Source organism: Frankia sp. AgB32, from assembly GCF_023243045.1.
GTDB lineage: Bacteria > Actinomycetota > Actinomycetes > Frankiales > Frankiaceae > Frankia.
Window position 1 is genome coordinate 24,927 of the sequence record NZ_JALKFX010000034.1, and the last position, 14,281, is coordinate 39,207.

Consider the following 14,281-nt stretch of genomic DNA (forward strand, 5'->3'; position numbering starts at 1 on the left):
ACGACCCCGGAAACCGCGCGGTCGAGCGGTCCTTGTTTATATGCGCCGGGGGGGGGGGGGGGGGGGGGGGGGGGGGGGGGGGGGGTGGGCCCCCCCCCCCGGCCGGCCTTCGTGCCCTCGTCGAACCACGTGCCGCTGCCGCGCCGCTTCGAGAGTTCGTGGCTGGCTCTGTCTGTTGCTGGTTCGGGCCGCTCGCAAACGCCCTGACCTGGGGCCGTGACGACGGCGCCACCGCGGTGACCGCCGGCCTGCGCCGGCCGGCAGCACGAGTCGTCACCGTGGTGCGCGCCCGCCCTGCTCGCGGGCAGGGCAGAGCCTCCTGTGCGTGCTGCGGAGGCGGCGGGAAGCGGGACCGGCTACAGGGCTCGAACGAGGAGACTGACCGGGAAGTCGCGCAGCAGCCGCAGCACGTAGGCCGTGCCGCCGTCGTGCTTGCGGCCGGTCAGCACATCGGTCCAACGGCCCTCGGGCAGCGGCAGGGTGGTGTCCCGCCAGCCGCCGCCGCGGCGCAGGCCCAGCACCAGCCGGGGCACCACGGCGACCACGGACTCCGACCGGGAGAACGCGACGACGTTCTCCGCCGCCGAGCCGGACGCCCACAGCGGCCGGTAGGTGGCCTGCGGGCCGAACCAGTCCGGATGGTCGCGCCGCACCCGCAGCGCCCGGGCGACGACGAGCAGCTTCGCCGCGCCGGAGTCGTCGAGCAGCGGCGGGCGCCGCGGCGGCCCGCTGTCCGCGGCGGTCTCGATGTCGAGCTCGGCGAGGATCTTCGTCCGGTCGCCGTAGTTCACCGGGCGCCGGTTGTCGGGATCGACCAGCGACAGGTCCCACAGATCCTGCCCCTGGTACACGTCCGGCACCCCGGGCATGGTGAGCTGTAGCAGCTTCTGCGCCAGGGAGTTCTGCCGGCCGAGCTCGACCAGGCCGCCGACATAGCCGGTGAGCACGGCGAGGAACTCCTCGTCCTCCAGTACCGAGACGATGTAGTTCGCCAGCGCCGCCTCGTAGGCGGGGTCCTGGTCGGTCCAGCTCGTGTACAGCTTCGCCTCGCGGGCCGCCTTGAGCATGTACTCGGTGGCCCGCTCGGCCGGCAGCGGCCAGGCGCCGACGAGGGTCTGCAGCAGGAAGTAGATGGTGGGCCGGTCCGGCCAGCCCTGCTCGGTGTCGCGGTGCCGTTCGCCGAGGCGGACGAGCCGACCGGCCACCTCCGCCCAGCCACGCGGGTCCTCCGAGAGCACGGCGAGGCGGGCGCGCACGTCCTCGGAGCGTTTCGTGTCGTGGGTCGACAGCGTGGTCATGCCCAGCGGCCAGGTCCGCTGCGCGGTGGAGTTCGCCTCATGGAACTCGTTGACGGCGCTGCGCGGATGGCCGGTGGTGAACGCCGGGAACCGGCCCGGGTCCCCGCCGACCTCGTTGAGCGCGATCATCCGGCCGTACCGGTAGAACGCGGTGTCCTCGATGCCCTTGGCCATCACCGGGCCGCACGTCTGCTGGAAGCGCACGACGAACTCGGGCGGCCCACCGAGCGCCAGGTCCTCGATGAGGTCGACCTCGGTGGACCGGCCCGGCAGGTAGGACCGGGCGTGCTCGCAGGCCCGCACCACGTGGCCGCGGGCCTCCAGGCTCGGCGTGCCGTCCGGGCGGATGTAGGCCCGGTAGACGTCGAAGGCGGCCAGGACCTCGCACAGCGCCTCGCGCAGCCCGGTACGGGTCAGGTCGGCGCGGGCCCGGCGGGCCTCGACGAGGGCCAGCGAGGTCAGCCGGTCCACCTCGGGCTGGAGCACGCCCGCGAGCACGTCGAGCTTGGCGGCCCGGGCCTCGACCTCGAAGTCCGCGTCGGACTGGGCGATCTCCTGGTAGAGCACGGCGAGCGGATGTCCGGCGACGGGGTCGAGGAACAGCCGGGTCAGCCGGGCGATCCCGTCATAGCCGGTGGTGCCGTCGCACGCCCATGTCTGCGGCAGCGTCTCGTCGTCCTCGAGGATCTTCTCGACGACGGTCCACACCCCGCCGGTGGCCTCCGACAGCCGCCGCAGGTAGCCCTCCGGGTCGGCCAGGCCGTCCGGATGATCGATGCGCAGTCCGTCGAACGTGCCCGCCCGCACCTGCTCGACGAGCAGCCGGTGGGTGGCGGCGAAGACGTCCGGCTCCTCCTGGCGCAGCCCGGTCAGGGTGGTGATGTCGAAGAACCGGCGGTAGTTCAGCTCGGTGGCACCGACCCGCCACCAGCACAGCCGGTAGTGCTGGGCGTTGAGGGTCGCGGCGACGTCGTCGGGGTTGGCGGTGCCCGGCGCGGTCGGCAGCACGTGGTCGTAGTAGACGACGACCCACGCGCCCTCGGTGTCCTGCCGCACCGAGATCTCGCCGGCGGCCAGGCAGTCCGCGAGCCCGGAGCCGAGAACCGGCACGAGGACCCGACCCGGGTTGTCCGGGGCGGCCCAGTCGATGTCGAACCAGCTCGCGTACGGGGACTCCGGCCCCTCGCGCAGCACGGACCACCAGGCCGCGTTCGCCGCCTCCGAGGCCACCGACATGTGGTTCGGCACGACGTCGACGACGAGGCCGAGGCCGGCCTTGCGGCAGGCGGCGACCAGCCGCCGCAGGCCGCCGGTACCGCCGAGCTCCGGGCTGATCTGGCCGTGCTCGACGACGTCGTACCCGTGGGTCGAGCCCGGCGCCGCCTCCAGCACCGGCGACAGGTACAGGTGCGACACCCCCAGCGAGGCGAGGTACGGGACGACCACCGCCGCGTCGGTGAACGAGAAGTCGAGGTTGAGCTGGAGCCGGTAGGTCGACGTCGGCACCGGCCGGTCGCGGCCGGGGATCTCGCCCGGCATGGTCGGCTCAGGGGACACGGCGGAGCACGACCGTGGAGCGGGCGTCGATCTCGAGGGCGTCGCCGGCCTTGACGATCTTGCCGATGTCGATGGGGTCGAGTGCCGTCTGGGACAGCGCGCTCGCGTTCAGGCCGGCGTCGACCGCGGCGGTGGAGCGCCGGGTGTCGACGACGGTCTCCCACGAGTCGCCGAAGGTCCCCGCCGGGACGCGGAAGCCGACCGGCTCGAAGTGGGCGTTGAAATACAGCAGGAACGAACTGTCGTGGATCTTCTGGCCGAGTGCGTCGGGATCGGAGATGCCCTCGCCGTTGAGGAACACCCCCAGGGAGCGGGCGGTGCCGGACTCCCAGTCGGCGTCGGTCATCTCGGTGCCGTCGGGCCGCAGCCAGACGATGTCCTTGCCGGCGGGATCATCGCCGGTGCCGCCGCTGCCCTGTCCGCGCGGGCGGGCACCCTCGAAGAACTTGCGTCGGCGGAAGATCGGATGGTCGTGGCGCAGCTTCGAGACCTGGCCGACGAAGTCGACGAGGTCCGCGTTGCGCTCGGCATCGGCCCAGTCCAGCCACGAGATGGGGCTGTCCTGGCAGTAGGCGTTGTTGTTGCCGCCCTGGGTGCGGCCCATCTCGTCACCCGCGACCAGCATCGGCACCCCCTGGGACAGCAGCAGCGTCGTCAGCAGGTTACGGGTCTGCGCGACCCGCAGCGTCTGCACGCCGGGGTCGTCCGTGGGCCCCTCGACGCCGCAGTTCCACGAGCGGTTGTCGTCGGAGCCGTCCCGGTTGTCCTCGCCGTTCGCCTCGTTGTGCTTCTCGTTGTACGTGACGAGGTCGTGCAGGGTGAACCCGTCGTGGGCGGTGATGAAGTTGATGGACGCCCAGGGCCGCCGCCCGCTGTTCTCGTACAGGTCGCTGGACCCGGTCAGCCGCGAGGCGAACTCGGCGATGCCGTGGTCCTGGCCGCGCCAGAAGTCGCGGACGGTGTCGCGGTACTTGCCGTTCCACTCCGTCCACAGCGGGGGGAAGTTGCCCACCTGGTAGCCGCCCTCGCCGAGGTCCCACGGCTCGGCGATGAGCTTCACCTGGGACACGACGGGGTCCTGTTGGACCAGGTCGAAGAACGACGAGAGCCGGTCGACGTCGTAGAACTCCCGCGCCAGGGTGGCCGCGAGGTCGAACCGGAAGCCGTCGACGTGCATGTCGGTCACCCAGTACCGCAGCGAGTCCATGATGAGCTGCAGGACGTGCGGATGGCGGACCCGCATGCTGTTGCCGGTGCCGGTGTAGTCCATGTAGTAGCGCAGGTCGTCGTCGACGAGCCGGTAGTAGGCGCTGTTGTCGATGCCGCGGAAGCACACCAGCGGCCCCATGTGGTTGCCCTCGGCGGTGTGGTTGTAGACGACGTCGAGGATCACCTCGATGCCGGCCTCGTGCAGGTTCTTGACCATCCCCTTGAACTCCTGCACCTGCCGGCCCTGGCCGCCCGAGGCGGAGTAGCCGTTGTGCGGGGCGAGGAAGGCGACCGAGTTGTATCCCCAGTAGTTGCGCAGGCCCTTGCTGACCAGGTGCTCATCGTGCACGAACTGGTGCACCGGCAGCAGCTCGATCGCGGTCACGCCGATCTTGCGGTAATGGTCGATCATGAGGGGGTGCGCCACGCCCGCATAGGTGCCGCGGTACTCCTCCGGGAGCCCCGGATGGTTCTTGGTCAGCCCACGGACATGTGCCTCGTAGATCACCGACTCGTTGTACGGCGTGCGCGGCGGGCGGTCCCCGTTCCAGTCGAAGAACGGGCTGATGACCACCGACTTCATCATGTGCGGGCCGGAGTCCGCGTCGTTCACGCTGTCCGGGTCGCCGAAGGTGTAGGGAAAGACCGCCTGGTCCCAGGCGATCTCGCCGTCGACGGCCTTGGCGTACGGGTCGAGCAGCAGCTTGTGCGGGTTGCAGCGGTGGCCGGTGGCCGGGTCGTAGGGCCCGTGGACGCGGTAGCCGTAGCGCTGGCCGGGCCCGACCGAGGGCAGATAGGCATGCCAGACGAAGGCATCCACCTCGGGGAGCTCGATCTGCTCCTCGCGGCCGCCGTCGTCATACAGGCAGAGCATGACCTTCTCCGCGATCTCGGAGAAGATCGCGAAATTCGTTCCCGTACCGTCATATGTGGCACCGAGGGGATACGGGTGACCCGGCCAGACCTGCGACATACGCGAAGCCTACGGGCATGGCGCCATGGGCGACCGCTCGGCGCGTGAATCCTGAGGCCACACGTTCGGAAGCGTTGACGTTTTATTGATCGGTTCCCGCCGGCCGGGCCTAGCATGGAGACATGGCCGACTGGGCGATCTGGGTCGTCGTCGCCGGCGCCCTGTTCGTCGGCGAGCTGTTGACGCTGACCCTCGTGCTGGCGATGTTCGCGGTCGCCGCGCTGGTGGGCGGTGCTGTCGCCGTGCTCGGCGCCGATGTGGTCTGGCAGCTCGTCGCCTTCGCCGGGGCGGCGGGCGCCCTGGGGCTCGGGCTGCGTCCGGCGGCCCGGCGTCACCTGCAGCGCGCGCCCAGCCTGCGCACGGGGACGGAGGCGCTCGTCGGTGAACGAGCCGTGGTGGTGGAGCAGGTCGACGCGGACAACGGACGGGTGAAGATCCGCGGCGAGGTGTGGTCGGCGCGGTCGTACCCGACCACCGCGGTGCTGGCTGTCGGCAGCGAGGCGCACGTGCTGCGCATCGACGGGGCGACCGCCATCGTGCACAGCTTCGAGATCTGACGGCCCGACCGGCCGCCCGCCGGTTGCGCCGTACCGTGCGCCACGGCGTACCGACGGGCCGGGCCCAGGGCCGGACCCAGCCGGGGCCAGGACCGAGCCGGGGCCAGGACAAGGGGAGGTAGTCATGGCAGGTGTCATCGTCGCCGTGGTGATCGTGGCGGTCCTGCTGCTCACGCTGGTGCGGGCGGTGCGGATCGTTCCGCAGGCCCGCGCGATGGTCGTCGAACGCCTCGGTCGCTACCACCGCACGCTCACCCCCGGCCTCGCGATCGTGGTGCCGTTCATCGACCGGATCCGCGACCGGATCGACCTGCGTGAGCAGGTCGTCAGCTTCCCGCCGCAACCGGTGATCACCGAGGACAACCTCGTGGTCGGTATCGACACTGTCATCTACTTCCAGGTCACCGATGCGCGCGCGGCGACCTACGAGATCGCCAACGTCATCCGGGCGATCGAGCAGCTGACCGTCACCACCCTGCGCAACGTCATCGGCGGGTTGAACCTGGAGGCCACCCTCACCTCCCGGGACCAGATCAACGGTCAGCTGCGCGGCGTGCTCGACGAGGCCACCGGCCGGTGGGGTATCCGGGTCAACCGGGTCGAGCTGAAGGCCATCGACCCACCCCGCTCCATCCAGGACTCGATGGAGAAGCAGATGCGCGCCGAGCGGGACCGCCGCGCGGCCATCCTGACCGCCGAGGGCGTCAAGCAGAGCGAGATTCTGCGGGCCGAAGGCGAGAAGCAGGCGGCGATCCTGCGGGCAGAGGGGGAGCGGGAGGCGCAGATCCTCACCGCCCAGGGCGAGGCGAAGGCGATCGACACCGTCTTTCGGGCCATCCACGAGGGCGACCCGGACCAGAAACTGCTGGCGTACCAGTACCTGCAGACGCTGCCGCAGATCGCCCAGGGGCAGGCCAGCAAGCTGTGGATCGTGCCGAGCGAGCTGACCGGCGCGCTGGGCGGCCTCGGTGGGCTGTTCGGTGGCCTGACCTCCGACGGGGCAACGGGGACCCGTCCGGACGGGTCATCGGCCGAGCGTCCATGATGACCGGAGTGAGCAACGCGATTGCGCCCATTTAGTCATAGCTCTCAGAGGGGGTGGGGCTAGTCCGCCGGCTCGGACCATGGGACGATTCCGGCAAGCCATAACGGCCAGGTCGACAGGCGCAGGGGAAGGCGTTCCTCGTCGACGGAGGTCCTGCGTGGTCGCAATGTCACCGACAGCTCGCGAGCTGTCATCCGGCTCGTCGTCCTTCGCCGTGCCGGGCAAGCTGGCGGTTCTTGCCTGTCCGCCCGCGCTCTGCCCGCACCTGGAGTTCGCCGTGACCGGAGTGTTGTCGTCGCCGGTGTCGCTCACCTGGACGGCGCAGCCCGGCATGCCCGGTTTTCTGTTCGCCGGGCTGGAATGGCGCGCGTCCCCGGGAACGGCGGGTCGGGTCGCGGGCGCCATGCGCCGGCTCGGGCACGTCACCTTCGAAACCGTGGAGGGGCCGTCACCCGGATGTGACGCCGAGCGATACTCCTACACTCCTGATCTTGGCCTGCACCGGGCCGCGATCGCCGCCAACGGCGACGTCGTCGTCGGGGAGGCAGCCCTGCGGGCCCTGCTCGAACGGGGAGAGGCCCGCGAGACACTCGCCCGTGGGCTGCACCGCCTGCTCGGAACGGCCTGGGACGACGTCCTTGAGCCGCTGCGCCGCGGGGCCCATGGTGCGCCGATCACCTGGCTGCGCCGCACCGGGTGACCGAACCGGGGAACCGGGTTCGCGGCAATCCGCAGCCCGGGGCGGGACACCGCCGCTGGCCTGCGCGGATGGGGCCGTCGGTGGCGGTCCGCCGCGGCCGGCCACGTATCGGGGTGGACTGGGCACGCGCGTGTGGTGAAGCCCACATCAGGGTAGCGCGGGTCTGACGGGCACATACCCCGGCGGTCGTGCGTTGAGGCTTGCGCACGACCACGAACAACCTTTCTGGGAGTTACTTCAGTGGCCACCGATTACGACACTCCTCGTACTGCTGACATAGAGGACGCATCCGAGCAGAGTCTGGAGGCTCTCAAGGCGCGGCGAGCCGATGCGGCAGCCGACCTCGGTGATGATGCTGACCCGTTCGAGACCGAGCTCGGCCTGCCTGGCGCCGACCTGGGGGGCGAAGAACTGAACCTGCGGGTGCTGCCGAGACAGGCAGACGAGTTCACCTGCACGCAGTGCTACCTGGTGCACCACCGCAGCCAGCTCTACGACGAGCGGCGGATGGTCTGCCGCGACTGCGCCGCCTGATCCTCCGATGTACCGACTCACCCGCCGGCCGACGTCGCGGTCACCGCAAAGGCCGCCGCGCCGGCTGGTCGGGGTCAGTCGACCAGGACGCCTGCCTCGCGCATCGCCGTGACCGAACGCTGGTCGTCGCCGGGGCGCAGGTTGACGAACCTGGTCAGCTCCAGCGGAAGCAGCACCGTGAGCCCCAGCCCTCGGGCCTCCAGGGCGCTTTCGCGCACGCAGTGATCCCCCGCGAGGCCGACCACCACGAGCGTGGTCACCTCCAGTTCGGCGAGCCGTTGACCGAGCAGGGTTGATCGCTGGTCGCCCGACTCCGGATCGCGCACCGAGAAGGCCGAGTAGCCGTCGGCCCCGTCGACCCCCTTGCGGATCACCTCGCCGGCCACGGTCAGGTCCGGGTGGAACGCCGCCCCGCCGGTGTCCGCCACGCAGTGCGGCGGCCAGACGCCCCCGTCGGTGACGAAGTGCGGCGTGCGGGCCGGATGCCAGTCCTGGCTGTAGAACACGGGGGACCCCGCGGCCCTGGCCGCAGCGATCTCGGCGTTGATACCGGCGACGACTTCCTCCCCGCCGGTGACGTAGAGACTGCCGGCCGGATCCGCGAAGTCGTTCTGGACATCCACGACCAGCAACGCGACCCGCGGGCCGTAGCGTGCCGTCATTGTTCCTCCCGTCGCCCCATGCCTCGCGTGGGGACCGCCGGACGGGTCGGGGCACCGTGATGTTCCCCGGCGCGGGGACGGCCCGGCAGCGATATGCCCCAGTGTCGCATCCCGACACGCCCGTGGGGCGATTTACCCGATCATGGCGTTCTGACGCCTTAGGTTCGCGGCATGCACAGCCGTGACTACGGCCGGGACGTCCTGGCGCCCAGCGCCCGGGCCCGCCCGGCCATCCCGGAGATCGAGCTCGAGCCGGACCTGGTCGTCGAGGACGCCACCAGCGGGTTCTGCGGCGCCGTCGTCGCCACCGAGCACGGCGGGGTGACCCTGGAGGACCGGCACGGTGCCCGGCGGCTGTTCCCGCTGGAGCCGGGCGCGTTCCTGCTGGAGGGCCGCCGGGTCACCCTCGTGCGCCCCCGCCGCAGGGCGCCGAGCGCCCCCGCGCGCACCGCGTCCGGCTCCCTGGCCGTCGCCGGTCACCAGGCGCGTGTCGCCCGGGCGAGCCGCATCTACGTGGAGGGGCTGCACGATGCCGCCCTCGTGGAGCGGGTCTGGGGGGACGACCTGCGTATCGAGGGTGTCGTCGTGGAGAGCCTCGACGGCGTCGACGACCTGCCGGGCGTGGTCGAGGCGTTCCGCCCCGGGCCGGGACGGCGCCTGGGCGTCCTCGTCGACCATCTCGTCGCCGGGAGCAAGGAGAGCCGGATCGCGGCGTCCGTCACCGGGGACCACGTGCTGGTCACCGGGCATCCGTACATCGACATCTGGCAGGCGGTGAAGCCTGCCTCGGTCGGCATCTCCGCCTGGCCGGTCGTGCCGCGCGGGCAGCCGTGGAAGGAAGGCGTCTGCCGGGCGCTGGGTGTCTCGGAACCCGCCGAGATGTGGCGCCGGGTACTCTCCTCCGTCGACGACTACGGCGATCTTGAGGTGGGCCTGCTCAGGGCCGTGGAACACCTGATCGACTTCGTCGCGGCCTGAGCGGTGCCGGGGCGCGGCCCGACGCCGCGCGGAAGGCCGCTTCCCGATCACCTACGGTGGTAGGGGCACCCACGACTCTGGGCCAAGGCGGGAGACTGCATGCCGGTACGGATCCGGCGGATCTTCGTGTTGCAGATCGCCGGAGTGGTTCTGCTGGGGCTGCTGGCCGGCTTCGCTCTGCGGTTCGCGCTGAACAGGCTCGACGGTCATGGTTTGGACCCCCCGGCCCGGGCCGCCGGTGTGGCGGCGGTGTCGCTGGCCGGTCGGACCATCGTGCTGGACCCCGGTCACGACGGCGGCAACGCGGGGGCCGGCGCGGTCATCAACCGACAGGTGCCGGCGGGCGGTTTCGACAAGGAGTGCGACACGGTCGGCGCGCAGACCGCCGCCGGCTACCCGGAACACGCCTTCACCTTCGACCTGGCCCAGCGGACGGCGATGATCCTGCGTGCCCGGGGGGCGCGGGTGGTGCTGACCCGCGGTGACGACACCGGGGTCGGGCCGTGCATCGACCAGCGAGCCCGGACCGGCAACGATCTCGGGGCCGCGGCGGTCGTGTCGATCCACGCCGACGGCGGTCCCGTGACCGGACGTGGCTTTCACGTGATCGCGCCCGCGCTCAGCCCCGACCGGGCGAACGCGTCGATCCTGGCTCCCTCGACCCGGCTCGCGGGCGTGCTGCGCACGGCGTTCGGCCGGGCCACCGGCCTGCCGCTGGCGGACTACCTCGGCAAGGAGGGGATGACCATCCGGTCCGACCTTGGCGGGCTGAACCTTTCCCGCGTGCCGAAGGTGTTCCTCGAATGCGGGAACATGCGCAACCCGACCGACGCGGCCGCGCTGGTCGACCCGGCGTGGCGGGCGCGGGCCGCCACCGGCGTCGCCGACGGGCTCACGGCGTTTCTCCAGGCGGGGTCGGCGAGCACGGCCCAGCGGGGCTGACCGCCGGCTGGGCTGACCGGAGGCTGGGCGGCGAATCCGCATTCGGGCACACAAAAAGGCCACTGGAAACCAGTGGCCTCTTGCGACGATGCATCGATCCGCGGGGTGGGCGATACTGGGATTGAACCAGTGACCTCTACCGTGTCAAGGTAGCGCTCTCCCACTGAGCTAATCGCCCGCGATGAACCAGAGGCGGAGGCGGGAATCGAACCCGCGTACAGGGCTTTGCAGGCCCTTGCCTAAACCACTCGGCCACTCCGCCGCGGGAGGCCGCGGTGCAGACCTCAAGCCCCTCTGCTTCCGAGCGGACGACGGGATTCGAACCCGCGACCCTCACCTTGGCAAGGTGATGCTCTACCACTGAGCCACGTCCGCGTCGCACCTGACTTCTTGCCGGTGCAGTCAGAACTCTAGCGGACGAACGGCCTCCTCGTCGAATGGCCCGCCGGGCGTCGCGAAGATGTTGCGCTGGGTCAAGGCGACCCACGTGAACATCGGGTTTCGCCCATGGCACGACCACCTGGCCCGGTGGGACTCCTGATCGACGCGCGGGGGGATCCCGGGGCGGCCCCCGGGGCGGTCCCCGGGGCGGTCCCCGGGGCGGTCCCCGGCCCGGCGGCTCGGGCCCGTGGCCGCCCGCCGGCCGCCGCCCGGCCAGGTCGGCGACCGTGACGCGGTGCATGCCGGGCGGAGCGGGATGGTCGGGATCGGCGTAACGTGATCGTCGTGAGCCGGACGAACATGGGCGCTCTGGACCGGGCCGTCCGGCCGGCGAGAGCCGGCCAGCCCCGCCGGCCGCCCTCGTACCTGCTCGCCGGCGGCCGACTCGCGACGGGCGTGCTGGAGATCAGCGACGACCCGGCCGTGCTGGAGCGCGGCGGCTTCTGGGCGGTGGTCCTCGACTTCGAGGGTTCGTTGTGCTGTGTCCGTTTCGCCGACGTCCGCCCGGCGCCGGCTGCGGGCGCCGCCGCGCTGCGCCGCGGGCCGTGGCGCGGTCCGCCGGCGGGCTCCTGGACGACGAGCCTCGACCGCGACGCCTACGTCGCGGGGGCGCGGGCCATCCGGGCGCGGATCGCCGCGGGCGACGTCTACGAGGTCAACCTGTGCCGGGTGATGTCCGCGCCGCTGCCGGTCCGGGCTGGTGGTCCGGGCTCCGGCGGGGACCCGGCGGCTCTCGCCGCAGTCCTGGCCACCGGCAACCCGGCGCCCTACGCCGTCGTGCTCGACGTCGCCGAGGCCGGGCTGCGGATCGCGGGTGCGTCGCCGGAGCTGTTCCTCGAACGAGACGGAGACGTCGTCCGCTCCGGCCCGATCAAGGGCACCGGGCGGACCGTGCGGGATCTCGGGGAGAAGGACGTCGCCGAGAACATCATGATCGTCGACCTCGTGCGCAACGACCTTGGCCGGGTGGCTCGGGCAGGTTCGGTCACCGTGCCGGCGCTGTGCGCGGTCGAGCATCATCCCGGGCTGGTCCACCTCGTCTCGACCGTGCGGGCCCGGTTGCGTCCCACCGTGGGCTGGCCGGAGCTCATCGAGGCGGCGAATCCGGCCGGATCCGTCTCCGGGGCGCCCAAGGTGAGCGCCCTGCAGATCATCCGGGAGCTGGAGCCGGTGCCGCGCGGTCCCTACTGCGGCGGCATCGGCTGGGTCGACGCCGACCGCGGCCACGGCTGGTTGTCCGTCGGCATCCGCACCTTCTGGTTCGTGGACGACCAGCTCCGGTTCGGCACGGGCGCGGCCGTCACCTGGGGGAGCGATCCCGAGGGGGAGTGGCGGGAGACCGAGCTGAAGGCGGCCCGGCTCGTCGGCCTCGCCAGCTCCTGACGCGGGCAGCCGGCCGATGGGCGCGCCGGTCGCGCCCGCCGGCACGGGAACGACGAACCGCCCGGCCGGAGGATCCGGCCGGGCGGTTGGGTGCTCGCCTTATGTGGTTGGTCGAACTGTTCTGGATCCGGATGACGGGAACGCTGGCTTCCCGCGTCCGATGAGTGCCCGCACCGGGTTGCCGGGGCCGGGCAGCGATCCCAACCCCGGTCTGATCACCGCTCGGGACCGCCCCAGATCAACAGGGCTAGCTCTGCGTCAAGATCGATGATGTCACTCTCGCCGCCAAGCGGCACCGCTGAATATGTTCGACGCAGGAACGCCAGGACTTCGGAACGCGGCATCTCGAACAGCGCGTGCCCCGACGGGCTGGACAACGACAGGCAGACGATGCGTCCACCGGACTGGGCGGCCGGCCATACCTGGACGTCCCCGTCGCCAGCGGGCCGGCGCACGCCGTCGCTCAGCAACTGGCGTGCGAAGGTCCACTCCACGACTTCGTCGGCGCCCGTGCGGAAGCCGATGCTGATCGCGTAGGGGTCGGCCGGCTCGTAGCGGACCGTGGCGGCGACCGGAACGGGTGCGCCGCCGGGGACGACGAGACGAAGGGCGAGTTCGGCGGTGATCGAATCGTGACGAATAGTCATCGGGCGGCCTCTCATGGTGCGATGGTGCGGGCGAGCACCCGTGTAACGGGATAGTTCCCTCTCCGAGTCCCGTTGGAAACAAGATTATGCCAAGACAACATCCGTTACGGCAGTTTGGGCGGCTTGTCCTGCCCGGAAGGGTGAACCCTTCTCGCGATGGATGCTAGATCGGTCCGTCAACGGATTGATCCCGTGCGTACGGGGATCGGTGATTACTATCCGTGACGGCCGAGTGTCCCCCCGAGTAACGGTCCAACCTGCCGAGGCCGTTCCACCTTCAGTCTTCCCCGTCCGGGTGGTTCCCAACCTTGACCAGTCGCGGCGAACCCGGTCCAGTCCGCCCACCGGGCGGGACGGACGACATGACCGCATCCATCCGGTCGGACCCCCTGCGTGGCACCCGATCGCGGGCGTGTATGGTGGTCCCACCCGCAAGGGCGTATAGCTCAGGGGTAGAGCGCTGCCTTCACACGGCAGAGGTCCGTGGTTCGAAACCACGTACGCCCACGCGAACTTTCTTCTCATGCTGCCCCCTTTCAGGGGCTCGCGGCGACCCATGCAATGCGTGCAGGAGAGCTGGCTCTCCGGGCCCCCGGAGTTGGTGGGGTGTGGGTTGGCATGTTGCGGATTCCTTGATCGACGGCCGGGTTGGCCGCTCTTCTCGGTGCTGGTTGGTCTTCATCTGGGTTGGTTTGGGGTTCGGTGTTGGAGTTGGAGGGATTGGGCGCCGGGTTGGGGCGCAGGGGTGATGGGCGTTCGGAGGGGTGTGCGGGCGCTCTGTGTTCATGCTCGCGCTTCGGGCGGCCGGGTGTCGATGATCCGTTCTTCCTTCCCCTTTCGTGTCGGTGCGGCCGATTCCGATGTTTGGGCCGGCGAGGCCCGTTTTCGCGCTCGTGAGGGCTGTCGGACTCACTGGCGGTGGATGGAAGTCGCGGCGGGCAGGCCCGCCACCAGCAGCGCATATAGCGCTAATCCGGCACATCGGACACGATCTGCCGGTGCGGGATTCGGTAGACGAATTGCCGCGGGACCCCACCTTGGTGCCGGTTGGCGGGGGTGCCCGGTGGAGGGCCCTCGGTCGGGGCGTCCTGGCACTCACGGGAGGTCCGTCGTGGCATCGGTGACTCTTCGTGAGCTGGTGCCGGCCAGTGGTGGGGTGGCCAGTGCCGTCGCTCGTCCGCCGGCGGGCGTCCGTTGAGGGATGGCGGCCAGGCGGGTAAGGGGCGGTACCGCTGGTCGTCCGCAGGCGGATGACAAAGTCGCTCGGACGGGCTACCCCGGGTGGCGCGGCCCGCCCGATGCCCTGGGGGCGGGTCGCGTCGAGTGTCCCGGGTAGCCGCGAAATGCACGGAACC

General features: G+C 71.1%; 11 protein-coding genes, 4 tRNA genes and 1 pseudogene. 9 read left to right on the forward strand and 7 right to left on the reverse strand.

Going from position 1 to position 14,281, the window contains the following annotated elements; all coding sequences use genetic code 11:
• A pseudogene (locus MXD60_RS12860) lies at nucleotides 1-207 on the forward strand (hypothetical protein); the annotation flags it as partial.
• Nucleotides 208-356: 149 nt separating this feature from the next.
• Here MXD60_RS12860 and treY read toward each other — a convergent pair.
• Together treY and glgX are read right to left on the reverse strand one after the other, a co-directional pair.
• A complete protein-coding gene (gene treY, locus MXD60_RS12865) occupies nucleotides 357-2,837 on the reverse strand; it encodes a malto-oligosyltrehalose synthase (protein ID WP_248819274.1) in 2,481 nt (826 codons plus the stop codon).
• 7 nt (nucleotides 2,838-2,844) lie between these two features.
• Nucleotides 2,845-5,037, reverse strand: a complete 2,193-nt coding sequence (glgX, locus tag MXD60_RS12870; protein WP_248819275.1) for a glycogen debranching protein GlgX — start codon at nucleotides 5,035-5,037, stop codon at nucleotides 2,845-2,847.
• Nucleotides 5,038-5,159: 122 nt separating this feature from the next.
• Between glgX and MXD60_RS12875 the strand changes: the two genes are divergently transcribed.
• The 4 genes from MXD60_RS12875 to MXD60_RS12890 all read left to right on the forward strand — a co-directional run bounded on the left by MXD60_RS12875 (nucleotide 5,160) and on the right by MXD60_RS12890 (nucleotide 7,873).
• A complete protein-coding gene (locus MXD60_RS12875; protein WP_248819276.1) occupies nucleotides 5,160-5,594 on the forward strand; it encodes an NfeD family protein in 435 nt (144 codons plus the stop codon).
• A gap of 124 nt (nucleotides 5,595-5,718) precedes the next feature.
• The gene (locus tag MXD60_RS12880) at nucleotides 5,719-6,639 is read left to right on the forward strand and encodes an SPFH domain-containing protein (RefSeq protein ID WP_248819277.1); all 921 of its coding nucleotides are present in this window, start codon (nucleotides 5,719-5,721) and stop codon (nucleotides 6,637-6,639) included.
• 166 nt (nucleotides 6,640-6,805) lie between these two features.
• Entirely contained in the window at nucleotides 6,806-7,339 is a 534-nt protein-coding gene (locus MXD60_RS12885) for a DUF3145 domain-containing protein (protein ID WP_248819301.1), read from the forward strand.
• 240 nt (nucleotides 7,340-7,579) lie between these two features.
• Entirely contained in the window at nucleotides 7,580-7,873 is a 294-nt protein-coding gene (locus MXD60_RS12890) for a DUF4193 family protein (RefSeq protein ID WP_248819278.1), read from the forward strand.
• A gap of 74 nt (nucleotides 7,874-7,947) precedes the next feature.
• Here the strand turns inward: MXD60_RS12890 and MXD60_RS12895 are convergent, their stop codons facing one another.
• A complete protein-coding gene (locus tag MXD60_RS12895; RefSeq protein ID WP_248819279.1) occupies nucleotides 7,948-8,535 on the reverse strand; it encodes an isochorismatase family protein in 588 nt (195 codons plus the stop codon).
• 171 nt (nucleotides 8,536-8,706) lie between these two features.
• Between MXD60_RS12895 and MXD60_RS12900 the strand changes: the two genes are divergently transcribed.
• Nucleotides 8,707-9,513 carry a DUF3097 domain-containing protein gene (locus MXD60_RS12900; RefSeq protein WP_248819280.1) on the forward strand — a complete coding sequence of 269 codons (807 nt, stop codon included), beginning with the start codon at nucleotides 8,707-8,709 and terminating at the stop codon, nucleotides 9,511-9,513.
• Nucleotides 9,514-9,612: 99 nt separating this feature from the next.
• Entirely contained in the window at nucleotides 9,613-10,455 is an 843-nt protein-coding gene (locus MXD60_RS12905) for an N-acetylmuramoyl-L-alanine amidase (protein WP_248819281.1), read from the forward strand.
• Between the two features lie 106 nt (nucleotides 10,456-10,561).
• Here MXD60_RS12905 and MXD60_RS12910 read toward each other — a convergent pair.
• The 3 genes from MXD60_RS12910 to MXD60_RS12920 all read right to left on the reverse strand — a co-directional run bounded on the left by MXD60_RS12910 (nucleotide 10,562) and on the right by MXD60_RS12920 (nucleotide 10,830).
• A tRNA-Val gene (locus MXD60_RS12910) sits at nucleotides 10,562-10,633 on the reverse strand.
• A gap of 12 nt (nucleotides 10,634-10,645) precedes the next feature.
• Nucleotides 10,646-10,717, reverse strand: a tRNA-Cys gene (locus tag MXD60_RS12915).
• A 41-nt stretch (nucleotides 10,718-10,758) separates the two neighbouring features.
• Nucleotides 10,759-10,830 (reverse strand) — tRNA-Gly (locus MXD60_RS12920).
• Between the two features lie 342 nt (nucleotides 10,831-11,172).
• On the opposite strand from MXD60_RS12920, the gene MXD60_RS12925 reads away from it, so the two are divergent.
• Nucleotides 11,173-12,279, forward strand: a complete 1,107-nt coding sequence (locus tag MXD60_RS12925; RefSeq protein ID WP_518467861.1) for a chorismate-binding protein — start codon at nucleotides 11,173-11,175, stop codon at nucleotides 12,277-12,279.
• A gap of 215 nt (nucleotides 12,280-12,494) precedes the next feature.
• Here MXD60_RS12925 and MXD60_RS12930 read toward each other — a convergent pair whose 3' ends face one another.
• Nucleotides 12,495-12,926, reverse strand: coding sequence for an SsgA family sporulation/cell division regulator (locus MXD60_RS12930; protein WP_009739629.1), 432 nt, complete (start codon nucleotides 12,924-12,926; stop codon nucleotides 12,495-12,497).
• Nucleotides 12,927-13,361: 435 nt separating this feature from the next.
• Here MXD60_RS12930 and MXD60_RS12935 point away from each other — a divergent pair.
• Nucleotides 13,362-13,433, forward strand: a tRNA-Val gene (locus MXD60_RS12935).
• Nucleotides 13,434-14,281: the final 848 nt, after the last annotated feature.

What these genes read in the sequence shown, in the direction of transcription:
- treY (WP_248819274.1), bottom strand. Translation starts at nt 2,837, where the DNA reads ATGCCGGGCGAGATCCCCGGCCGCGACCGGCCGGTGCCGACGTCGACC.
- glgX (WP_248819275.1), bottom strand. Translation starts at nt 5,037, where the DNA reads ATGTCGCAGGTCTGGCCGGGTCACCCGTATCCCCTCGGTGCCACATAT.
- MXD60_RS12875 (WP_248819276.1), top strand. Translation starts at nt 5,160, where the DNA reads ATGGCCGACTGGGCGATCTGGGTCGTCGTCGCCGGCGCCCTGTTCGTC.
- MXD60_RS12880 (WP_248819277.1), top strand. Translation starts at nt 5,719, where the DNA reads ATGGCAGGTGTCATCGTCGCCGTGGTGATCGTGGCGGTCCTGCTGCTC.
- MXD60_RS12885 (WP_248819301.1), top strand. Translation starts at nt 6,806, where the DNA reads ATGTCACCGACAGCTCGCGAGCTGTCATCCGGCTCGTCGTCCTTCGCC.
- MXD60_RS12895 (WP_248819279.1), bottom strand. Translation starts at nt 8,535, where the DNA reads ATGACGGCACGCTACGGCCCGCGGGTCGCGTTGCTGGTCGTGGATGTC.
- MXD60_RS12900 (WP_248819280.1), top strand. Translation starts at nt 8,707, where the DNA reads ATGCACAGCCGTGACTACGGCCGGGACGTCCTGGCGCCCAGCGCCCGG.
- MXD60_RS12905 (WP_248819281.1), top strand. Translation starts at nt 9,613, where the DNA reads ATGCCGGTACGGATCCGGCGGATCTTCGTGTTGCAGATCGCCGGAGTG.
- MXD60_RS12930 (WP_009739629.1), bottom strand. Translation starts at nt 12,926, where the DNA reads ATGACTATTCGTCACGATTCGATCACCGCCGAACTCGCCCTTCGTCTC.